This window comes from Ruegeria sp. S84, assembly GCF_056583445.1.
Map to the genome: position 1 here is coordinate 3,127,174 of NZ_CM152618.1, position 22,537 is coordinate 3,149,710.

Annotated in this window: 20 protein-coding genes; 12 read left to right on the plus strand and 8 right to left on the minus strand. The window is 57.1% G+C overall.

The window, feature by feature from the left end; translation table 11 throughout:
* Positions 1-57: 57 nt before the first annotated feature.
* The 4 genes from AC1DFB_RS15655 to cysQ are packed head-to-tail and all read right to left on the minus strand — an operon-like array spanning position 58 to position 3,678.
* The gene (locus tag AC1DFB_RS15655; RefSeq protein ID WP_480921634.1) at positions 58-1,104 is read right to left on the minus strand and encodes a glycosyltransferase family 2 protein; all 1,047 of its coding nucleotides are present in this window, start codon (positions 1,102-1,104) and stop codon (positions 58-60) included.
* Positions 1,101-2,084, minus strand: coding sequence for a UDP-glucose 4-epimerase GalE (gene galE, locus AC1DFB_RS15660; protein WP_170802753.1), 984 nt, complete (start codon positions 2,082-2,084; stop codon positions 1,101-1,103). Before galE ends, AC1DFB_RS15655 begins: the two co-directional genes overlap by 4 nt.
* Positions 2,081-2,881 carry a 3-deoxy-manno-octulosonate cytidylyltransferase family protein gene (locus AC1DFB_RS15665; protein WP_170515165.1) on the minus strand — a complete coding sequence of 267 codons (801 nt, stop codon included), beginning with the start codon at positions 2,879-2,881 and terminating at the stop codon, positions 2,081-2,083. The genes galE and AC1DFB_RS15665 overlap by 4 nt, the downstream gene beginning before the upstream one ends.
* On the minus strand, positions 2,881-3,678 hold the full coding sequence (gene cysQ / locus AC1DFB_RS15670; RefSeq protein ID WP_170515168.1) for a 3'(2'),5'-bisphosphate nucleotidase CysQ: 798 nt from the start codon (positions 3,676-3,678) through the stop codon (positions 2,881-2,883). The genes AC1DFB_RS15665 and cysQ overlap by 1 nt, the downstream gene beginning before the upstream one ends.
* A 122-nt stretch (positions 3,679-3,800) precedes the next feature.
* On the opposite strand from cysQ, the gene AC1DFB_RS15675 reads away from it, so the two are divergent.
* Positions 3,801-4,628 (plus strand): ABC-2 transporter permease, encoded by an 828-nt coding sequence (locus AC1DFB_RS15675; RefSeq protein WP_170515440.1) that lies wholly within the window; start codon positions 3,801-3,803, stop codon positions 4,626-4,628.
* Between the two features lie 54 nt (positions 4,629-4,682).
* Here the strand turns inward: AC1DFB_RS15675 and AC1DFB_RS15680 are convergent, their stop codons facing one another.
* Positions 4,683-5,285 carry an alpha-ketoglutarate-dependent dioxygenase AlkB gene (locus AC1DFB_RS15680; RefSeq protein ID WP_170636723.1) on the minus strand — a complete coding sequence of 201 codons (603 nt, stop codon included), beginning with the start codon at positions 5,283-5,285 and terminating at the stop codon, positions 4,683-4,685.
* Positions 5,286-5,498: 213 nt separating this feature from the next.
* On the opposite strand from AC1DFB_RS15680, the gene dnaK reads away from it, so the two are divergent.
* From dnaK to radC, 3 genes are all read left to right on the plus strand, one after another.
* Positions 5,499-7,406, plus strand: coding sequence for a molecular chaperone DnaK (gene dnaK / locus AC1DFB_RS15685; protein WP_170408773.1), 1,908 nt, complete (start codon positions 5,499-5,501; stop codon positions 7,404-7,406).
* A 74-nt stretch (positions 7,407-7,480) separates the two neighbouring features.
* Positions 7,481-8,632: a molecular chaperone DnaJ gene (gene dnaJ, locus AC1DFB_RS15690; protein WP_170399308.1), complete on the plus strand. Its 1,152-nt coding sequence runs from the start codon at positions 7,481-7,483 to the stop codon at positions 8,630-8,632.
* Between the two features lie 158 nt (positions 8,633-8,790).
* The gene (radC, locus tag AC1DFB_RS15695; protein ID WP_480921635.1) at positions 8,791-9,546 is read left to right on the plus strand and encodes a RadC family protein; all 756 of its coding nucleotides are present in this window, start codon (positions 8,791-8,793) and stop codon (positions 9,544-9,546) included.
* Positions 9,547-9,549: 3 nt separating this feature from the next.
* Here the strand turns inward: radC and AC1DFB_RS15700 are convergent, their stop codons facing one another.
* From AC1DFB_RS15700 to secA, 3 genes are all read right to left on the minus strand, one after another.
* On the minus strand, positions 9,550-11,106 hold the full coding sequence (locus AC1DFB_RS15700) for a phosphate ABC transporter substrate-binding/OmpA family protein (RefSeq protein WP_480921636.1): 1,557 nt from the start codon (positions 11,104-11,106) through the stop codon (positions 9,550-9,552).
* Positions 11,107-11,131: 25 nt separating this feature from the next.
* Positions 11,132-12,049 (minus strand): hypothetical protein, encoded by a 918-nt coding sequence (locus tag AC1DFB_RS15705; protein WP_255611988.1) that lies wholly within the window; start codon positions 12,047-12,049, stop codon positions 11,132-11,134.
* 100 nt (positions 12,050-12,149) lie between these two features.
* On the minus strand, positions 12,150-14,867 hold the full coding sequence (secA, locus tag AC1DFB_RS15710; RefSeq protein WP_170408769.1) for a preprotein translocase subunit SecA: 2,718 nt from the start codon (positions 14,865-14,867) through the stop codon (positions 12,150-12,152).
* A 176-nt stretch (positions 14,868-15,043) separates the two neighbouring features.
* Between secA and AC1DFB_RS15715 the strand changes: the two genes are divergently transcribed.
* From AC1DFB_RS15715 to AC1DFB_RS15750, 8 genes are all read left to right on the plus strand, one after another.
* Positions 15,044-15,892 carry a peptidylprolyl isomerase gene (locus AC1DFB_RS15715; protein ID WP_480921637.1) on the plus strand — a complete coding sequence of 283 codons (849 nt, stop codon included), beginning with the start codon at positions 15,044-15,046 and terminating at the stop codon, positions 15,890-15,892.
* Positions 15,893-15,896: 4 nt separating this feature from the next.
* Positions 15,897-17,123: a bifunctional glutamate N-acetyltransferase/amino-acid acetyltransferase ArgJ gene (gene argJ, locus AC1DFB_RS15720; RefSeq protein WP_480921638.1), complete on the plus strand. Its 1,227-nt coding sequence runs from the start codon at positions 15,897-15,899 to the stop codon at positions 17,121-17,123.
* Positions 17,120-17,518, plus strand: a complete 399-nt coding sequence (gene mutT, locus AC1DFB_RS15725; RefSeq protein WP_170334201.1) for an 8-oxo-dGTP diphosphatase MutT — start codon at positions 17,120-17,122, stop codon at positions 17,516-17,518. The genes argJ and mutT overlap by 4 nt, the downstream gene beginning before the upstream one ends.
* A 28-nt stretch (positions 17,519-17,546) precedes the next feature.
* Positions 17,547-18,089, plus strand: coding sequence for a hypothetical protein (locus AC1DFB_RS15730; RefSeq protein WP_480921639.1), 543 nt, complete (start codon positions 17,547-17,549; stop codon positions 18,087-18,089).
* A gap of 331 nt (positions 18,090-18,420) precedes the next feature.
* Positions 18,421-20,364: an AMP-binding protein gene (locus AC1DFB_RS15735; RefSeq protein ID WP_480922624.1), complete on the plus strand. Its 1,944-nt coding sequence runs from the start codon at positions 18,421-18,423 to the stop codon at positions 20,362-20,364.
* A gap of 75 nt (positions 20,365-20,439) precedes the next feature.
* A complete protein-coding gene (locus AC1DFB_RS15740) occupies positions 20,440-21,258 on the plus strand; it encodes an ABC transporter ATP-binding protein (protein ID WP_170399285.1) in 819 nt (272 codons plus the stop codon).
* A gap of 29 nt (positions 21,259-21,287) precedes the next feature.
* Positions 21,288-22,274 (plus strand): branched-chain amino acid ABC transporter permease, encoded by a 987-nt coding sequence (locus AC1DFB_RS15745; protein ID WP_480762137.1) that lies wholly within the window; start codon positions 21,288-21,290, stop codon positions 22,272-22,274.
* A gap of 3 nt (positions 22,275-22,277) precedes the next feature.
* A complete protein-coding gene (locus tag AC1DFB_RS15750) occupies positions 22,278-22,535 on the plus strand; it encodes a hypothetical protein (protein WP_170408766.1) in 258 nt (85 codons plus the stop codon).
* Positions 22,536-22,537 lie beyond the last annotated feature (2 nt).

The window sequence follows — 22,537 nt, forward strand, 5'->3', positions numbered from 1 at the left end:
GACATTAACGTTTTATGACATCTCTGCACCTTGTGAGGCAACGGGTTTAAATCCGGTTTACTTCCCCCCTGTGGCAGGAAATCCGCCCGCGTTCATGAGCCCAAGGTCTTGTAACTGTTGCCAATCACCTAGTTTGACCGAGTCAGAAGTCCAAAGATCAGGCCCGCTGATGATCCCGTCATAATAGGCGCCGAACCGATCGGGGTCGTGAAAATGTTGCCGCCTCTGTTTTTCGATCCGCGATTTGTCGACAACCTCAGGCAGGAATTTCGTATGGAGCAACACGCCCGAGGCGGTCTGCCCACCCGGACCGTCATATTCAAAATTCAAGAACCGGGGCAGCGCGGAATGGCACGAATTCACATAGGCCGTATGTCGTGACCACCGGGTCAGAGGGATCTTGTTCAGCGTCGGTGATTTTTGGGGCTGATCTGCAAAAAACACCCGCTCGCGTACGCCTCCCTGAACCCAAAGGTTGCCCATCGGCCTTTGGCGCTGAGCACGATAGGGGCCGGGGTCAAACCAGTTCAGGCAATCGGTTGGATCGGAATGCGGATCATAACTTTGCTTGCCCAGCCGACCTTTGGGATAGAGATCCAGCATCATCGCCCCAAACGTGGTTTGACCGCGCGCGTCCAGCCATGCAGTTAAATCGCGCATCGTATGGGTGTTGTGATGGGCGTAGATCAGTAACTCATCGGCGTCGACCATCAACGTCCAGTGGTCGTACCCAAGTTTCCACTGCAGCCAAGTCAGCCAATCCAACCCGAACCGGGACGCGCGATAGCTTGCCGTAGTCCGCCACAGCGACACATCCGGCTGTTCGAGCAAATACGGGACTGAGCCGTCCTCGCTGCCATTATCCACCATCAGAAAATGATCAATGCCCAGCGTGCGATAATGGTGAAAGAACCACGGCAGACGGGTGATCTCATTCCGCAGCGTGGTAAAGGCCAGAATGGCGCCGGGTGTGATCTTTTGCGTGTTGTCAGTCAACGACTTCAGTTGATGGCGGCTGCGAAAGGATCGCCACAACAGCCGCTTGCGTTTCAGGCGCAGCTTGTAGCGCTGCACCCAGGTCAGCGGCTGATCCTCAAGGTTCACTTGGTATAGCCGCCATTCTGATGCCAACGCCAGGCATCCGTGATCATCGTCTCTAACGTTGATCTTTTTGGTGTCCAGCCCAGCTCTTCCTTGGCTCGGACCGAGCCTGAAACTAGACTCGTGCAATCCCCGGCCCGGCGCGGGCCGATGCTGTAGGGTACCGCGCGGTTGGTGACGGCCTTGGAATGCTCGATGACTTCCATCACCGAAAACCCCGACCCGGTGCCCAGATTGAACACGCGGCTTTCTTTGCCTTGCTCAAGCCATTTCAACCCCAGAACATGTGCATCGACCAGGTCACAAACATGTACATAATCGCGGATGCAGGTGCCGTCGGGTGTATCGTAATCGGTGCCGAATACAGTCAAGCCACTCCGCTTGCCATCGATGGCGTCCAGCATCAGCGGCACCAGATGGGTTTCTGGTTGGTGAAACTCTCCAACTTCGGCATCCGGGTCGGCCCCGGCCACGTTGAAATAGCGGAAGATCACGTGCTTCAGGCCATATGCGGCTTGGAAATCACGTAAGATGTCCTCGATCGCTCGTTTCGAGGCACCATAGGCATTCAATGGCTGCTGTTGCGTGCTCTCGTCCAGCACAACGTTGTCATGTTCGCCATAGGTGGCGCAGGTCGACGAGAACACAAAGTTCAAACATCCCGCATCCACAGCCGCCTGTATCAGTGTCAGCGAACCGGTGACATTGTTCGACCAATACGTTCCGGGCTCAGCCATCGCTTCGCCGACCTGACTGAGGGCGGCGAAATGTATCACGGCGGCGGGTTGGTATTTGGCGAACACTTCGTCCAGCCGGGCGCGGTCCAGCAGGTCGCCCTGCTCGAAAGGGCCGAATTTCACCGCGTCCTGCCATCCGGTGACAAGATTGTCATAGGTTACGGGCGTATACCCCGCCCTTGCCAGTGCCTTGCAGGCATGAGAGCCGATATAACCTGCACCACCTGTAACCAGAATATTTGTCATTCAAGCCCCATAGCGGCCATCATTTCTTCGATCTTGGCCACGTCCTGCGGGTTGTTCAGCTCCCAGAACTGACGACCTTTGGCTTCAACTTCGACACACAGAACCTTGCGGCCGTTTTCCATGAAGCGCAGCTGTTCCAACCCTTCCAGTGTCTCCAGCGGACCGCTAGTCCAGCCCGGATAAGCAGTCAGAGCGTCAGGCCGATAGGCATAAACTCCGACGTGGTGGAATACCGGTGTCGGGTCACTGCTGGCATAGGTCTCGGCTGTGAAAGGGATCACTTCTTTCGAGAAGTAAAGCGCGCTGTGGTCATTGCCGAACACCGCTGTAGTGCCCCCGACCCGGCCTTGCTTGCGATCGTTCAGTAATCCGTTCAGTGCGTCCCCGTCACAGCGCAGCACGGGGGTGGCCATACCCGCATCTGGCGCGTTGCGCAGACCCGAGATCAGGTCTTCAACAAACCAATGCGGGGTCAAAGGCGCATCCCCTTGCAGGTTGACGACGATGTCATAACCGCCACCCAGAGCCGAGTGCGCCTCGGCGCAGCGTTCGGTACCGTTGCGGCAGGTGTCTGAAGTCATCACCACCTCGGCACCAAATCCCTCTGAGACTTCGCGGATACGGTCATCGTCGGTTGCCACAACCACGCGATCTACGCCTGACACGGAAATCGCGGCGCGCCAGGATCGTTCGATCAGAGTCATGCTGGTTCCGTTTGCCCCGGTCAGCGGAACCAGAGGTTTGCCTGGATAGCGGGTCGAAGCGTAGCGCGCGGGAATGGCAATCAATACTGACATCAGGCTTCCTTCAGCTCAACGCCTGGAGCATAGGCGATGAAAAATGGATTGGCATAGCCGTCTTTGCCATAGGTCAGCGGCGAATGGTCGTCAAAGCGCACCACATGTCCGCCCGCACCGGCCAGAACCGCGTGGCCCGCAGCGGTGTCCCACTCCATGGTGCGGCCAACACGGGGGTAGAGGTCGGCCTCTCCCGTCGCCACCAGACAGAACTTCAGCGACGACCCAGCGCTTTTGCTGTCGCGCACCTGATATTTGTTGATGTAGTCCTCGGTCGCCTGATCCCGATGCGACTTGGATGCAACGATCATCAGCGCCGAATTGTTTGGTTTAGAGACTGATATTGGCGTCAACACACCCGGCTGATCTTTGTCCAGTGCGCCGGTTTCCTCGACAGCTTGCCCATCGGCTTGCGTATAGAACATCCGCCCCCGCGCCGGTGCGTAAACCACACCGCGCGTCGGCACGCCGTTCTCGACCAGAGCAATATTTACGGTGAAATCGCCCCGCCGGTTGATGAACTCTTTGGTGCCGTCCAGAGGATCAACGATCAGAAAGGTATCACCCTTTTCGGAATGCGAAGCTGCCTGTTCCTCGGTCACCAGCAGGATATCTGGAAAAGCCTCGCGCAATCCGGCCGAGATCAAAGCATCCGCCGCCTCGTCCGCCTCGGTTACCGGGCTTGAGTCTGACTTGACCTTGACGTCGAAATCATCTGCTTCATAGATCTGCATGATCTTGTCGCCTGCCTGCAAGGCCAGCCGCCGGATGACGGGAATAAGCGCGTCATAAGTCACAAAAAAGCTCCGTTCCTGTGGTTTGTTGATCAGGGCATCTCACGGACTTATGATGCGATGGATACGGAACAGCAAGAATTTCGTGCCAATTTGCGGCTGACACAGCAGGAAAGAGTATTCGAGTGTTTCACTACAAGCGAAATCAGTCGTTGCTGGGCGGGGTTTTCACCACCGCCGAGCTTATATTCCATGCGGTGGTCCGCAATATCCGCTCGCAGCATTCAAATGCGGTGATCGCAATCCTGATAAACATTGTTCAGGTCGTTCTTCTGGTGACGGCGTTTTATATACTTATGACGCTAATTGGTCGAATGACCGGCATGGCCAAAATCCGGGGCGAGATGGTTTTGTTCCTGCTCTCCGGAGTTTTTCTGTTCCTGACGCATATCAAGTCTGTCGCTGCTATCGCCGGGGTTGGATCCGGCAACAATCCGATGACACTGCATTCGCCGATGACCATGATGGTGATGTTGTCAGCTTCTGCCTTCGGTATTCTGTACACGCAGCTTGCCTCGATCCTGGTCATCCTGTTCGTCTACAGCGTAGCCGTCTCGCCCCTTGTAATTCAGGAGCCCGGCGGTGCTTTTGGGATGCTTTTGCTGGCATGGTTTGTAGGATGCTCGGTCGGTCTTGTGTTTCTGGCGCTAAAGCCCTGGTTTCCAAATACAGTAAGCATCCTGACAAGTATGTACCGTCGTCTGAACATGATATTTTCTGGCAAGATGTTCGTCGGCAACGCATTGGGTGGGTTCATGCTGACTATGTTTGCGTGGAACCCGCTGTTTCACATCATAGATCAATGCCGTGGTTTTGTGTTCCGAAACTACTTTCCCCGCAACTCCAGTTGGGAATACGCGCTTTGGGTCGGGATAATCCTGACGATGATCGGCCTGCTGGGCGAGTTCTATACCCGTAAGCAGGTCTCGAAAAGCTGGGATGCGCGACGCTGATCTTGGCGGTGCACACTTTATCCTGAAAAGCTGATCCCGAATTTGGATTGTGTTTCACGTTGCGACTCTCAAAGTCAGGTTGATGCGTCCGCCCTTTGGCAAAAGTTTGGATGATCCAAACCGGATGCGATCAACCCCGTGATAGGTCAAGCGTGCCGGGCCGCCCATGATCACCACATCGCCCGAGCTCAGCCAGATCGACTCGGTCTTGCCACCCCGTGTTGTATTGCCGATGCGGAACAGCGCGTCATCGCCCAATGAAATCGACAGCACGGGCCACGAGAAATCGGCCTCATCCTTGTCCTGATGCAGGCCCATCTTGGTGCCTTCACCGTAATAGTTGATCAGACAGCAATCGGGCTGGCGATCCGCGCAGGTCAGGTCTTGCCAGATGGTCAATATCTCATCTGGAATCGCGGGCCATGTCATGCCCTTTGGGTGCGTGTCCTGATACCGATAGCCCGCCCGGTCAGTGACCCATCCCAGCACCCCGGCCGAGGTCATGCGCACTGACATTTCCTTGCCCGAAGGTGTCACGGGCCGATAAAGCGGTGCCACTTTCAGAATCGGCCTAAGCAGGTCAACTAGATGCGACTGCGCCGCCGCATCCAAATAGCCTTTCCGAATATCAAATCCGCGCAATAACAGCCGCGCCATTCCAGAATCCCCAAACCTTGCCAAAACCTTGCCAAAAAAGGCCACAGATTCCCGAAAACCTGCGTTTCTGAACGCTTGCAGGCCCCTGTTCTCGCCCTTATATACGCCTCGACGCGCGATGGTGTAGTGCTGTCGCGCACATCAATCGGGGGCAGGATGCCGCAACGGGTCCAACCCTCGGGACATCGCCTTGAATGGAAAGGGATTGAAAATATGGGAAAAGTAATCGGGATTGACCTCGGTACCACCAACTCGTGTGTGGCCATCATGGACGGCTCGCAGCCGAAGGTCATCGAAAACGCCGAAGGGGCGCGGACCACGCCCTCGATCGTCGCTTTTACAGAAGATGAGCGTCTGGTCGGTCAGCCTGCAAAACGTCAGGCGGTCACCAACCCCGACAACACGATCTTTGGCGTCAAGCGTCTGATCGGTCGTCGTGTGGATGATGCAGAAGTCGAAAAAGACAAGAAAATGGTGCCCTACGCCATCGTTGATGGCGGCAATGGCGACGCGTGGGTTGAAGCCCGCGGTGAAAAATATTCCCCAAGCCAGATCTCGGCCTTCACTCTGGGCAAGATGAAGGAAACCGCAGAAAGCTATCTGGGTGAGGAAGTCACGCAAGCAGTCATCACCGTTCCGGCATACTTCAACGATGCTCAGCGTCAGGCCACCAAAGACGCCGGTAAAATCGCCGGTCTGGAAGTGCTGCGGATCATCAACGAACCGACAGCGGCTGCTCTGGCCTATGGTCTTGACAAGGAAGAAACCCAAACCATCGCGGTTTATGACCTTGGTGGTGGTACTTTCGACGTAACCATTCTGGAAATCGACGACGGCCTGTTCGAGGTGAAGTCGACCAACGGTGACACCTTCCTGGGTGGTGAGGACTTTGACATGCGCATCGTCAACTACCTGGCGGATGAGTTCAAAAAGGAACACGGTGTCGATCTGTCTGCCGACAAGATGGCCCTGCAGCGTCTGAAAGAAGCTGCTGAAAAAGCCAAGATCGAGCTGTCCTCAACCTCGCAGACCGAAATCAACCAGCCGTTCATCTCGATGGGTTCGAACGGTCAGCCGTTGCACATGGTCATGAAACTGACCCGTGCCAAGCTGGAATCGCTGGTTGGCGACCTGATCAAGAAGTCGATGAAGCCTTGCCAGGCTGCCCTGAAAGACGCAGGCCTGTCGGCTGGCGACGTGGATGAGGTTGTTCTGGTCGGTGGTATGACCCGGATGCCGAAAGTGATCGAAGAGGTCACCAAGTTCTTCGGTAAGGAGCCGCACAAAGGTGTGAACCCGGACGAAGTTGTTGCCATGGGCGCCGCCATTCAGGCCGGCGTTCTGCAGGGCGACGTCAAAGACGTGGTTCTGCTGGACGTGACCCCGCTCAGCTTGGGCATCGAGACGCTGGGTGGCGTGTTCACCCGTCTGATCGACCGCAACACGACCATTCCGACCAAGAAGTCTCAGGTCTTCTCGACCGCCGAGGACAACCAGAACGCCGTGACCATCCGCTGTTTCCAGGGTGAGCGCGAAATGGCTGCGGACAACAAGATCCTGGGTCAGTTCAATCTGGAAGAGATCCCGCCCGCACCGCGCGGCATGCCTCAGATCGAGGTGACTTTTGACATCGACGCCAACGGCATTGTCTCGGTTTCGGCCAAGGACAAAGGTACTGGCAAAGAGCAGAAGATCACCATCCAGGCCTCGGGCGGTCTGTCGGACGAAGATATCGACAAGATGGTCAAGGATGCCGAGGAGAACGCCGAGGCGGACAAGGCCCGCAAAGAGCTGGTCGAAGCCAAGAACCAGGCCGAAAGCCTTGTCCACGCGACCGAGAAATCGATCGAGGAACATGGCGACAAGGTCGACCCGTCGACCGTCGAAGCGATCGAACTGGCCGTTGCTGCGCTCAAGGATGAGTTGGAAACGGACAATGCCGACAAGATCAAGTCGGGCATCCAGAACGTGACCGAAGCGGCCATGAAACTGGGTGAGGCGATCTATAAGGCACAGACGGAAGAGGGCGAAGATGAGCCCGCAGCCGCAGATGCCGCGCCGGGTGACGATGACATTGTCGACGCCGAGTTCGAAGATCTGGACGACGACAAGCGTAACTAACGGGTAACCGGGCCAATTTGGGCCGGTCCGGTTGCCGGGCCGGCCCGATTACGTTGAGGCAGAAGGAAATACTGATGTCCAAACGCGACTATTACGAAGTGCTCGGCGTGTCCAAGGGCGCTTCTGCGGATGAGATCAAGAAAGGCTTTCGCTCGAAAGCCAAACAGCTGCATCCCGATCGCAACAAGGACAACCCCGATGCCGAAGCGCAGTTCAAAGAGGCCAACGAGGCTTACGATGTTCTGCGTGATGCTGACAAGAAAGCCGCTTATGACCGCTTTGGTCACGCTGCGTTTGAAAACGGCATGGGCGGCGGCGGCGGCCGTCCCGGTGGCGGCTTCGGTCAGGGCGATTTCTCCAGCGCGTTCTCTGACGTGTTCGACGACCTGTTCGGCGACTTCATGGGTGGCCAGCGTGGGGCAGGCGGGGGCCGTCGCGCTGCACGCGGTTCAGACCTGCGCTATAACCTGCGGGTCACGCTGGAAGAGGCTTATGCAGGCCTGCAGAAAACCATAAACGTTCCTACGGCTGTGGCCTGTTCCTCTTGCGAGGGAACTGGTGCCGAAGGTGGTGTTGAACCTACTGCATGTCCGACTTGTTCCGGCATGGGCAAGGTTCGCGCGCAACAGGGCTTTTTCACGGTTGAGCGCACCTGCCCGACCTGCTCTGGTTTGGGTCAGATCATTAAGAACCCTTGTAAGTCGTGCCAAGGTGCGGGACGCGTTGAAAAAGATCGCGCATTGTCCGTGAACATCCCTGCCGGTGTCGAGACCGGCACCCGGATTCGTCTGGCCGGTGAGGGTGAGGCTGGAATGCGTGGTGGTCCTCCGGGTGACCTCTATATTTTTGTCGAAGTTTCCGAGCACAAGCTGTTCGAACGTGACAGCGTGAACCTCTATTGCCGTGTGCCAGTCAGCATGGCCAAGGCAGCACTTGGCGGTTCGATCGAGGTGCCGACCATCGACGGTGGTCGCGGTCGTGTTCAGATTCCTGCCGGCAGCCAGTCGGGCCGCCAGATGCGCCTGCGCAGCAAAGGCATGCCCGCCCTGCGCGGCGGAGGCATCGGGGATATGTTCATCGAACTTGCCGTGGAAACTCCGGTCAATCTTACCAGCCGTCAGAAAGAACTTCTGCGTGAGTTTGACGATTTGGGTGAGGATAACCATCCGGAATCTAAAAGCTTTTTCTCTTCTGTAAAGTCCTTCTGGGATGGCATGAAGGGTTAAACGGTTAAGCAGGGGGGCTCTGCCCCCATCGCCCTTTGGGCGACCCCCCCGAGATATTTATGGCCAGATGAAGCAGGGGATCCGTGTGTTGCCGATCCGGCGGGCAGGGATAGGGCGCGTTAACTTTTCGGAAACCGATTCTGCGTCAGAGTGGTGTTATGACCCAAGACGCCTTTGCCGAAGCCCCCATGCTGTTCGATACGGATGAAGCACCGGCGCAGCCGCTGCCCGTTGGTCGGTTACCCTCCTACATCAAAGACCATCGCAAGCGGCTGCGCGAAAGGTTCATTTCTGGCGGATCAGCAGCAATGCCGGATTATGAACTGCTGGAACTTGCTCTATTCCGATCCATCCCGCGTCAGGATGTGAAACCGCTGGCGCGCGCGCTGATGGATGCGTTTGGTGATTTCAATCGTGTGTTGACGGCACCCGAGGAACGGCTGCGTCAGATCAAAGGCGTTGGGGACACGGTGATTACCGATCTGAAAATCCTTGAGGCCTGTGCCCATCGCATGGCGCGTGCCCGGGTGATGCAACGGCATGTGATCACGGGATGGGATGCGCTTCTGGACTATTGTCACACCACGATGGCGCACCGCGAGATCGAGCAGTTTCGTGTGTTTTATCTAGATCGCAAGAATGTGCTGATTGCGGATGAAGAGCAGGCCAAAGGCACGGTGGATCATGTGCCGGTCTATCCGCGAGAGGTCGCGAAGCGGGCGTTGGAACTCAATGCCTCGGCTCTGATCCTGGTCCACAATCATCCATCCGGTGATCCGACGCCGTCGCAGTCGGATATCGATATGACCAACCGGATTCAGTATGCGTGTTCCGCCCTTGGGCTGACTTTGCATGATCACCTGATCATCGGGAAATCGGCTGAACTGAGTTTCCGCTCGCAAGGCTATTTGTAAGGGTTATCGGATCCAAACTTCGACCCGACGATTCACCTTACGGCCCCATTCGGTGTCGTCGCAGGCCATCGGCATGGCCTCGCCAAAGCCCTCGACACTGATTTCGATGCTGTCGGGGAGGCTGGTTTCGACCGATGCCAGCACTGCGTTTCGGACGGTTTTGGCTCGCTGCAGGGCAATACGTGAATTGGCGACCGCCGCGCCCTCGCCGTCACTAAACCCAACAAAGATCAATTGACGCGCCTCCAACGTTCCGCTTTCCAAAGCTTGCGCAAGGTTCAAGATGTTTGACCGGGACTGAGCATCGGGTCGCGACGACCCCGGTTCGAACCGAAAGGACAAAGATAGCCGCGAAAGTGTACGGAGGGTTTCGATCATGCGCTGCAACTCTTCCAACCCGACCTCAGCTCCACCGGTGCTGATCGCATTGGCCAGCCGATCGCCTTGCAGCCCAACCTGGATTGTTTCAAGGGATTGATCGACAAATCCGGCTTGCCGGATGACCATCTGTGCGGCGCTGCTTTGGGTATAGGCCAAAAACTGTCGCGCGACTTTGGGCAATCGTCTTTGTGGCAAATAGAAAAACATGGGTGAGGTCAGCGGATAATCTTCGGTCTTGACCGATTGCCGTGTTGCCGACAGGGCATGTCCGCACCCACCGGTCAGAGGCAGGGCGCGCACAGTCCCGGCCTCGGCAAGACTGGCGACGCCGAGCGCGAACGGGTCGTTCGAGACCGTGCGCACCAGATTGCTGTTTCGATCGTGGCGCGTGACCTGAGCGGTCATATGCGCGTTGGCAGGTGCTAACAGCAAATCCTCGACCGCCTGATCCAGCCCAGAACCGACCTGTGGCAGATGCAGAGAGATCGGCGCATCAGGCCCACCGAGATCGCCCCAATTTGCGACTTCGGCGGTGAAAACCTTCACCAGATCAGCAAGCGATATCTGGCGCACGGGATTGTCGGCCGACACGATTGGCACGATTGCATCCAGAGCCAAGACGCGCGACCGACGGGTTTGCGTCAGATCTCCGAGCCCAGCGGCTTTGGTCAATTCCAGTTCGTCTGATCGAATTTCCCGCTGCGCCAACACGACATCTGCGGTGTTCTCAACCAGATCGATAAAGCCGTCAGCCGTATCCGTTGCACGAAATATGAACCTCGCCAAAGGCGCCTGCCGATCAGGGTGATTCAGAGCGTAGACCCGCAGGTCTCCGGTGCCCTCGGGCTGTGACAGTGTTAACCCTTCCTCGATGGCAAAGCCCTGTGCAAGCGCGGGCAGCAGTGTCTCGGCGATCACTGATGAGCCAGAGAAACGAACTTCGGCCACAAAATCCGTCAGGTTGGGGCAGGCTGGGCCGTCGCAGGTGACCCCTGATCCATCGACCGTCAGCTCTCCGAATTGCGTATCGACACGGTAGAATTCACCGTCGTAACCAAGAAGGGTGCCGACCACTTCTACCTTGCCGTCATGCGAGGTCAAAGTGATGTCCTGCGCGAATACGCTTTGTGCCAAGGATAAGGCAAAAAGCGCGGCGAACGCCGCACGAAGAATGCTCATTGGAAACCGTAGATCTGCCTGCTGCTTATTTGGCAGCGATTGTCAGGTCTGAGAACAGATTATTCAACACCAGAAAATCGCCAGCTGCCTCACAACCGGGCATATCCAGCGACAGGTCGCGTGAGCGTAGCCGTTCCGCGCGCCATTCCAACGATTGCACGCTTAGGGGCTTGCCGCAATTTGCTTCGGTGACCTCAGTTTCAACCGACAGAGTGATACTTCCGGCCTCGGTTGCGGTCTCGATGGGGTATGAATAAACCTCGATATTGCGCGCGACGTCCGAACCGCCCTGACCCAGATGGATCACCGAGCCCGCGCCGCCGGTCTGGGACCCGGACCACACGTGGCCTTCTTCCCCGTAACCTGCGCCGAATTCCAGCGCATGAAGCTGCAGATCGGTTTCGCCCTGCCACTGCAAGGCAACCCGGTTGAAGCTGTTGATCTCGGGCACATGCGTCGTCGCAACGGTGCCTTTCTCATCCGGCAGCGAGATCAGGAAAATAGCGTATTCTGACAGCGCCGGGATGGTCAGGTTCAAGCCGCCAAGCGCATCGGTCTCGGTGCTGAAAACCAGCCCGTTGTGATGAACCTCGATGGTCTCATTGGCGTGGCAGGGGGCCTTGACCCGCAGCCGTACGTTGGCGCCGGGCACAGCCATGGCGCGCGCGCTCATATCGCAATTCGAAGGCAAACGGCTGGTTTCTGGCGCTGAGCGTATGGATTGAGATAGATCCTTGGGACGCGTTTCTGTCGGGGAAGAAGAGGTCAGGACAACGCTTTCCAGTCCGGTCAGGTCCGAGTCCTGTTCCGAGATCGAAGCGACGCGTTCACCGCTCGGCTCAGCATTGGGTTGCTGCGCCGATCCGCTTTGCATCAAATATCCAATGGCCAGAGCGCAGGCAACGGTTCCGCCCGTGGTCACGTAGTTCTTAATGACAAACAAGACACCCTCCCCAGTTGAAGGAGCGAGTCGCAATTTGCTTCCCAATCAAGGCCAATATGTGGCCGTGAGGCGGACTCATTGTGGTGGAAAGCAGGTGACGTTAAGTCAACCTGCCGTGGCAATGTTTGAATTTTTTCCCCGAGCCACAGGGGCAAGGATCATTGCGTGACGGGTTACCCCAAGTCGAAGGATCATCCTCAACAAAACCCGGACGACTGTCACCAGACGCTTCGGCTTCGGCGATCGCCTCAGCATTCCCGGCAGCTTGATCCACAGCTTTCTGCGCCTGTGCCTGTTGCGCCGCCATCTGCGCGAGCATTTCCTTCTGTTCTTCTTCGCTCAGCGGGCGCACGCGCGACAATTGCTGAGTGACGGTTTCGCGCAAGGAATCAAGCATCCCTTCGAACAGCTGGAAGCTTTCGTTCTTGTACTCGTTCAGCGGATCGCGCTGTGCATAGCCACGGAAACCCACGACCGAGCGCAGATGTTCCAGCGTCAAAAGATGTTCGCGCCATTTGCCATCGATAGTCTGCAGCAGAACCTGCTTTTCGATGTTGCGCATGTTTTCCGGGCCAAAGGCCACGGCCTTCTGCGCCATCATTTCATCGGCGGCCTTGATCAAACGTTCGCGGATTTGCTCGTCATCCACGCCTTCCTCGGCGGCCCAGTCCTGAACCGGCGCATCGATGGTTAGCTTGTCTTTGACCGCTTCGTGCAGACCTTCTGTATCCCATTGATCTGCATATGATTTTGGCGGCATGAATTCGTCGATCATATCGTCGATCACCTGCTCACGCATATCGGACACGACATCCGACAGATCATCCGCTGACATGATTTCACGCCGCTGGCTGAACACGACTTTCCGCTGATCGTTCATCACGTCGTCGAATTTCAGAACGTTTTTGCGCATGTCAAAGTTGCGACCTTCGACTTTGGATTGCGCCCGTTCCAGCGATTTGTTCACCCAGGGGTGAATGATTGCCTCGCCCTCTTTCATGCCCAGCGTGGTCAGGACCTTGTCCAGACGTTCCGAACCGAAGATGCGCATCAGGTCATCTTCCAGGCTCAGGTAGAACACGGTGCGGCCCGGGTCACCTTGGCGTCCCGAACGCCCGCGCAGCTGGTTGTCGATCCGGCGGCTTTCATGACGTTCGGACGCCATTACGTAAAGACCACCGGCCTGCAGCACCTTTTCCTTTTCTTCCGCGTGCTTGGCTTCTTCTGCCGCACGCAACTCGGCCGGGTCAGCCTCGGGGTTTTCCGCCAGCGCCTGCAGCACCTTCATCTCAACGTTACCGCCCAGCTGGATGTCAGTACCGCGACCCGCCATGTTGGTGGCGATGGTCACCGCACCCAGACGGCCGGCATCTGCCACGATCTGGGCTTCCTGTTCGTGCTGACGGGCGTTCAGAACATTGTGCTCGATACCCTCCTTAGTCAGCATCTGGCTGATCACTTCGGACTTTTCGATCGACGTCGTGCCGACAAGAACCGGCTGACCTTTTTCACCGGCCTTTTTGACCTGTTCAATAATGGCACCGTATTTTTCGGCTGTCGTGCGATAGACCTGGTCGTCTTTGTCCTCACGCGCGATTGGTTTGTTGGTCGGAACCTCGACCACACCCAGACCATAGATTTCCTGAAATTCTTCCGCCTCGGTCAGCGCAGTGCCGGTCATGCCGGACAGCTTGTCATAGAGGCGGAAATAGTTCTGGAATGTCACGCTGGCCAGAGTCACATTCTCGGGCTGAATCTGTACGCCTTCCTTGGCTTCGATGGCTTGGTGCAGACCTTCCGACAAGCGGCGGCCCGGCATCATCCGACCGGTGAATTCGTCGATTAGCACCACATTGCCATCCCGAACGATATAGTCCTTGTCGCGTTGGAACAGTTTATGCGCGCGCAGGCCCTGATTGACATGATGCACTACAGTGGTGCTTTCGGGGTCGTACAGCGAATGCCCCTCGGGCAGCAGACCCGCTGAAAGCAGTTGCTGCTCCAAAAACTCGTTGCCTTCATCGGTGAACGTCACGCTGCGGCTTTTTTCATCGAGCGAGTAATGATCGTCCTGCAGCGTCGGGATCACGGTATCGATGGCAGTATAAAGGTCCGATCGGTCTTGTGCCGGCCCCGAGATGATCAGCGGTGTCCGCGCCTCATCAATCAGGATCGAGTCGACTTCGTCGACGATCGCGAAATTGTGGTGCTTCTGATAGACCTGTTCCAGATCGGCCTTCATGTTGTCGCGCAGATAGTCGAAGCCCAACTCATTATTTGTGGCATAAGTGATGTCACACTTGTACGCCGCCATCTTCTCGGCATCCGGTTGGCCCGACCAGATCACACCGGTCGTCATGCCAACGGACGCAAACACCTTGCCCATCCATTCCGAGTCGCGCTTGGCCAGGTATTCGTTCACCGTGACCACATGCACGCCCTTGCCGGTCAGAGCATTCAGATAGGCGGGGAAGGTGGCGACCAGGGTTTTGCCTTCACCCGTTTTCATTTCCGAGATATTGCCCTGGTGCAGGAACAAACCACCCATCAACTGCACATCAAAGGCCCGAAGACCCAGGGCGCGCTTGGCCCCTTCGCGGACATTGGCAAATGCTTCCGGCAGCAAGTCATCCAGCTTTTCACCGTCCAGCGCTCGTTTGCGCAGCTCAGCGGTTTTCTCGATCAGGCCATCGTCGGTCAGGATCTCGAACTCCGGCTCCAGCGCATTGATCTTTTCGACCAGCGGGCGGGCCGCCTTGATCTTGCGGTCGTTCGGTGTTCCGAACACCTTTTTGGCGAGCGTTCCGAGTCCCAGCATGTTCACTCCAGCGGATCTGTTTTTTTCTTGGTTGCGACAGGCTTGCCCACCTTGCGCGCAGCCCCTAGATACGGGGGGTGAAAGGCGGTCCTGTCCAAGGCTTCAAAGCGATGTAAGGGGCAGGTTCCACAGTGTCAACGCTGCGCCCTGTCGCGGCAAAGAAATAGGATAATTCCATGCCCAAAGGCCTCACTTTTCTGCCATCGCTTGCGCTTGCTGCCGTGATGGCGTTGCCGCTGGCCGCCCAGGACGCACCGGATGCCAACACCGTGGTTGCCCGCGTGAACGGCGACGAGATCACGTTGGGTCACGTCATCGCCACCGCCTCGGCGCTGCCGGCGCAGTATCAGCAGCTTGAAGATGAGGTGCTATATGATTTCATCCTCGAGCAACTGGTCCAACAGCACCTGCTGAGCCTTGAACAGGAAGAGCTGAATACACTCAACGCCCTTCGACTGGAAAACGAAACCCGGTCCCTGCGCGCCGTGCAAACCGTCGAAGCGCTGACAGCCGCCAGTGTCACTGATGAGGCCTTACAGGCCGCCTATGACACGCAATTCGCCGAGTTTCAGGGCGAAGACGAGTTCAATGCCAGCCACATTCTGGTCGAATCCGAGGACGAAGCCAAAGCTGTCAAAGCCCAACTTGAAGAAGGCGCAGATTTCGCTGAGCTAGCGAAAGAAAAATCCACAGGACCCTCTGGCCCCAATGGCGGTGCGCTGGGCTGGTTCGGCAAAGGCCAGATGGTGCCCGAGTTTGAAGGTGCCGTGCTTGGCCTTGAAAAGGGTCAGGTCTCGGATCCGGTGCAAACCCAGTTCGGTTGGCACGTGGTCACGCTGAACGACAAGCGCAAGACCGAGGCCCCCGAATTGGCGGTCGTGCGCGATGAATTGGCTCAGACCATTCGGCAAGAAGCAATTCAGGCCAAGATTGACGAGTTGACGCAGCAAGCGCAGATCGAGCGTCCCGAGCTCGAGGGCGCCGGCCCCGAGGTCATGCGCCAGCTGGAGCTGCTGCAGGAGTAACCCCGTGGCCACGATAACCAAGGTTTCACCGCTGGCCCCGGCGGCCTTCCCCGAATTGCCCGCGATCGACGGTGTGCGCTTCGCCACTGTCGAGGCTGGTGTCCGATATCAAGGCCGCACCGATGTGATGCTGGCCGTTCTTGATCCGGGCACCTCGGTGGCCGGGGTATTCACCCGCTCGGCCACCCGTGCGGCCCCCGTTCTGGATTGTCAGGACAAGATCGGCGGGCCCGGCGACGGGCCTGCAGCGATCCTTGTGAATTCGGGCAACGCCAATGCGTTTACCGGCCATTACGGGCAGACCTCAGTGGCCGAGGTGACACAAGCCGTTTCCAAAGCTACCGGAGTCGCGGTAGATCGGGTTTTTACCTCGTCGACCGGTGTCATCGGCGAGCCGCTGCCCCATGACCGCATCGTTGCACAGCTTGAGGCGTTGAAGGCGGGCCTCAGCCGTCACGCGATCGAGGACGCGGCGCGCGCGATCATGACCACCGACACCTTCCCGAAGGGGTCGTCGGCGCAGGTCGATATTGGCGGCCAAACAGTCTCTATTGCGGGGATAGCGAAGGGTTCCGGCATGATCGCGCCCGATATGGCGACAATGCTGGTTTATATCTTCACCGACGCTCAGATCGAGCAGACAGCGCTGCAGGCGATGCTGGGCGCGCAGACCGACCGGACCTTCAACTGCATCACCGTGGATAGCGATACCTCGACATCCGACAGCCTCTTGCTTTGCGCCACCGGGGCATCGGGCGTCGATGCCACCGGCAATGCCGCCTTCGCGCAAGCACTGGAAACAGTGATGTTGGACCTTGCGCAGCAAGTGGTCCGCGACGGCGAAGGGGCCACGAAATTCGTCGAAATTCGTGTGACCGGCGCCGCCACGGATGCTGATGCCAAAACCCACGGGCTGGCTATCGCCAACTCCCCGCTGGTCAAAACCGCCATCGCGGGCGAGGACCCGAATTGGGGCCGCATCGTCATGGCCATCGGCAAATCCGGTGCTGCTGCAGACCGCGACCTTTTGAGCATATCGTTCGGAGACATCCTTGTGGCTGAAAAAGGCTGGGTCAGCCCCGACTACCGCGAGGAAGACGCTGCGGCCTATATGAAAGGTCAGGATTTGGTGATCGCAGTCGATCTGGGACTGGGTCAGGGCGCTTCCACCGTCTGGACCTGCGATCTGACCCACGGCTATATCGAAATCAACGCGGATTATCGCTCGTGAAGACAGTATTGGTGTCTGCTGTCGCTCTGATCGACATCGAGGGCCGCGTCCTGCTGGCCCAACGTCCCGAGGGCAAATCCATGGCCGGTCTCTGGGAATTCCCTGGCGGCAAAATCGAACCCGGCGAAACCCCCGAGGCCGCCCTGATCCGCGAGTTGCACGAGGAACTGGGCATCGACACCTGGGCCTCGTGCCTCGCCCCGCTGACCTTTGCTAGCCACAGCTATGACGATTTCCATCTGCTTATGCCGCTATTTGCCTGCCGGAAGTGGGAAGGCATCCCACAGTCCAAGGAAGGCCAGGCGTTGAAATGGGTGCGGGCAAATGACCTGCGGAACTATCCGATGCCCGCGGCGGATGTCCCGTTGATTCCGATTTTGCGGGATTGGTTGTAGTGTTTTCCATATATTTCGAGAAAAAGTTGTGAAGAATATTTCTGCAGTTTTGATTTTTGTTTCTACGACTGCGTACGCGGGCGAAAGGGAAGAACTCGTCGCGGCTCTGATGCAAGGGGGAAGCCATCAATTCGAAGATGAACGCCGTGAAGTTCAGGTTGATGGGTGTCAAATGACCAACTTTAGGTGGCGCGAAATACCCAACCATGGCTGGGTTCTCTGGACTTCATTCCAATTCGATATGATTGACGCTCAACTCAATGAGGACAATCGTTTTCCTGGAAAGAAGTACGCCTATGGCAAGCTTTACGACGGTACACCTGAGGTAGGTTTGGCGCTGTACGGATTCACAATGCGAGATGGCACGCTTACTAGACAAGAACGATCGGTGTTAAGAGAGCCCTCGTCGGATACGTCTCCTTCTCCTAGAGGTGACGGAAATAGCCACTACTACGAGTGGCGAGATAGCATGGTGATTTCGATGACTGGGCCCGGTGTGGAAACAAAAGCTATTACGTTTACAGAGGCTTATGACGCATACGTCAGCAAGTACTGCTCCTTCTCAAGTTAACATTCCTGTATTTCTTAGCTCGTAGGAATTATCAATTGATGTAACTGGAACCAAAGTCACTCATGCCGTTAAACGGCCACTCTTCGCCAACGCATGACAGCTGGTAAGCCTTCTTGCGCGTTTCGTACAACTCGAAAGATCACCCCTCCATCCCTGTTACAATTCGTAAGAATTGAGAAAACATCAGGCAAAACTTGACGCTGATCGTTACGACGTCCCTTATCGGGGCATTGGCGTTCGGGCACCATCCCGAACCCGCCATTTTCGGCCCGGGGAGGGGTCGGATGGGGAGGAGAAAAGATTGGCTCAGACGCAGTCGGGCGCTGAAGGGATGGACTCTCTTCCGGCGCTATTACACCGCAATGTGACCCAGTTCGGGGATGTCCCGGCCTATCGGGAAAAGGAATTCGGGATCTGGCAATGCTGGACCTGGGCGGAAGCCGCCAAAGAAATCCGTGCCATCGCGCTTGGGTTTCTAGAACTTGGCGTTGAAAAGGGTGACCATATTGCTGTGATTGGTCGGAACCGTCCCGCCCATTACTGGTCGATGGTTGCCGCTCAGATGGTAGGCGCGGTGCCGGTGCCTCTGTATCAGGACTCGGTCGCCGAAGAGATGGCCTATGTGCTGGAACATTGCGGCGCGAAATATGTGGTCTGCGGTGATCAGGAGCAGGTCGACAAAGTCATCGAGATTCAGGAAAATCTCCATCAGGTCAAACACATACTTTATACCGACAAGCGCGGGATGCGGAAGTATGACCACTCGCAGATGAACGCGCTTGAGGACATCATGGCCGAGGGCAGTGCGGGTCACGCACGGTTTGATGCGGAACTGGACAAGCGCATTGCGGCGATCACCTATGACGATACCTGCGTGATGCTCTATACCTCGGGCACCACGGGCAAGCCCAAAGGCGTGGTGCTGTCGAACCGGAATGTTATTGAAAGCGCCAAGAATTCCGCAGAGTTCGATCATCTGACCCGAAATGAGGATATCCTGTCCTACCTGCCAATGGCGTGGGTTGGGGATTTCATATTCTCCATCGGTCAGGCCTATTGGTGCGGTTTCTGTGTGAATTGCCCGGAAAGCGCAGACACGATGATGACCGACCTGCGCGAGATCGGGCCGACCTATTTCTTTGCCCCGCCGCGGGTGTTCGAGACCCAGTTGACCAATGTGATGATCCGGATGGAGGATGCGGGCAAGCTGAAGCAGCGCATGTTCCATTATTTCATGGCCCATGCCAAGAAGGTGGGTGGCCTGTTGCTGGACGGCAAGCCGGTGGGCTTTGGCGACAAGCTGAAATACACTCTGGGCAATTTGCTGGTCTATGGCCCGCTCAAAGATACGCTTGGCTATGGCCGGTTCCGTGTGGGCTATACGGCGGGTGAAGCGATCGGGCCGGAAATCTTTGATTTCTACCGCTCTTTGGGCATTAACCTGAAGCAGCTTTACGGTCAGACCGAAGCGACCGTGTTCATCACCGTGCAGCCGGATGGCGAGGTACGGGCGGATACGGTTGGTGTTCCGGCCCCAGATGTCGAGCTGAAGATCGATGATAAGGGCGAGATTCATTACCGCTCACCCGGCGTGTTCGTCGAGTATTACAACAACCCGGATTCGACGGCCTCGACTAAGGATGCCGAAGGTTGGGTGGCGACGGGGGATGCCGGGTTCATCGAGGAGAACTCCGGCCATCTGCGGATCATTGACCGTGCCAAAGACGTGGGCAAGATGGCTGATGGTTCGATGTTCGCGCCGAAATATGTCGAGAACAAGCTGAAGTTCTATCCCGATATTCTTGAAGTCGTGCTGTTCGGGAATGGCAAGGATCGATGCGTCGCTTTCATCAATATCGACCTGACGGCGGTCGGAAACTGGGCGGAACGCAACAACGTGGCCTACGCGTCCTATCAGGAACTTGCGGGACATCCTCGTGTGTTAGAGACGATTCGGAGCCACGTTGAAGAGGTAAACAAGTCGGTCGCAGCGGATGAAATGCTATCGGGCTGTCAGGTGCATCGCTTTGTGGTTCTGCACAAGGAACTGGATGCCGATGATGGCGAGATGACTCGGACCCGCAAGGTGCGGCGTGGGTTTGTCGAGGACAAATTCAGCGACATTATTGCGGCGTTGTATGACGGGTCGTCGAGCGTTTCGACCACGACTGAAGTGACCTATGAAGATGGTCGTAAGGGATCGATTTCTGCGACGTTGGAAATTGTCGATGCGCCAGTGGTTCCGGTCGCGCAGCACAAGGTGGCGGCGGAATGAGTGGGCTGACGCGCGCCGCTCGACCTGCGGTCATCGCCCCGCCCGCCATCCCGTTTTTGTGTCAGGGAGGTTCTGATGCTGGATAACTCCGAAGGATATGTCACCGAAGACGGCCGCAAGATCGGCGGTGTGGTGATGGAGATGAAGAACATCACCCTGCGCTTTGGCGGCGTGGTGGCCATCAAGGATATCTCGTTCGATATTCGCGAGGGTGAGATCCGGGCGATCATCGGGCCAAACGGCGCGGGCAAATCCTCGATGTTGAATGTGATCTCGGGGTTCTATGTCCCGCAAGAAGGTGAGGTCTGGTTTCACGGCTCCAAGCGCCCTCCGATGCGGCCGTTTGAGGTGGCGCAGCAGGGGATCGCGCGGACGTTTCAAAACATCGCTCTGTTCGAAGGCATGAGCGTGTTGGATAACGTGATGACCGGGCGTTTGGGTTTTATGAAGACCAATATTCTTCAGCAAGCGCTGTGGAAGGGCAAGGCCGAGGCAGAAGAGACCGAGAACCGCGAGGCGGTCGAGAAGATTATTGATTTCCTTGAGATTCAGCACATCCGCAAAACGCCGGTGTCCCGCCTGCCTTACGGGTTGAAGAAACGTGTCGAACTGGCGCGCGCGCTGGCGGCGGAACCGAAACTGCTGCTGCTGGATGAGCCGATGGCCGGGATGAACGTCGAAGAGAAAGAGGACATGAGCCGCTTTATCCTCGACGTGAATGACGAGTTTGGCACCACGATTGCGCTGATCGAGCACGATATGGGCGTGGTAATGGATCTGAGCGACCGTGTGGTTGTGATGGATTACGGCAAAAAGATTGGTGACGGCACCCCGGATGAGGTGCGCAACAACCAAGAAGTCATTGATGCCTATTTGGGGGTCAGCCATGACTGAGGTCCGGGCAGAATTGGGGAGGGGCTGGCATGCCTGAACAATTAATCTTCGCGATGGAGGTCATCCTCAACGGTCTGATGGCTGGGGTGCTGTATGCGCTGGTCGCGCTGGGCTTTGTGCTGATCTACAAGGCGTCGGGGATTTTCAATTATGCCCAAGGGGTTATGGCCCTGTTTGCGGCGATGACGCTGGTCGGAATCATGAACGGGCAGGTGCCTTTTGCGCATCTGATCAACGCGACTTTCGGCACGCATGTTTATAATTTTGGTTGGAATGTGCCCGCGTTGCTTGCGATTATTCTGACCATGGCCGTGATGGTGTTGCTGGCCTGGTGCGTGCAGCGGTTCGTGATGCGCCATCTGGTTGGGCAGGAACCGATTATTCTGTTCATGGCAACCATCGGTCTGGCCTATTTTCTAGAAGGCGTCGCGGACCTGATGTGGGGGTCCGAGATCAAGACACTGGATGTTGGTCTGCCGCAGGGGATCAACTTGTGGATCGATGAGACGACGTTCAACATTTTCGACTACGGCTTCTTCATCGACAATCTCGACATCGTGGCGACGATCATCGCGGCGCTGCTGGTGGCGGCCCTGGTCGCGTTCAGCCAATACACCAAGCAGGGTCGGGCGATGCGTGCGGTGGCGGATGACCATCAGGCGGCGCTGTCGGTCGGGATTTCGCTGAACTTCATCTGGGTGATGGTCTGGTCGGTGGCTGGTTTCGTGGCGCTGGTCGCGGGCATCATGTGGGGCACCAAATCGGGCGTTCAGTTCTCGCTGTCGCTGATCGCGCTGAAGGCGCTGCCGGTGCTGATGCTAGGCGGATTCACCTCGATCCCCGGAGCCATCGTCGGTGGCCTGATCATCGGTGTGGGTGAGAAACTGTTCGAGTTCGCCATCGGCCCAATGGTTGGCGGTGCGACTGAGAACTGGTTTGCCTATGTATTGGCGCTGATATTCCTCGTGTTCCGACCTCAGGGCCTGTTCGGCGAGAAGATCATCGAGAGGGTTTAGGGCGTGACCAAGCTGATTGCTATCATCAACGTGATCGCATGGGCGGGGTTTTGGGCTTTCGGCTACATCGCCCTGACATCGAGCGATCTGACCGAGGGCCAACTTGTGATCGCTGTAATTCTGGCCTTTGCCGGGCTGGTCATGGGCATCCTGGCTTACATGAAACTGGTGCGCGCTTCCGAGGCCACCGGATATGCCAAAGGGTCCAATCAACTGGACGCCGCTGCCCGCAATCGGGCGCAGGAAGAATGGGGAAAGTAAGA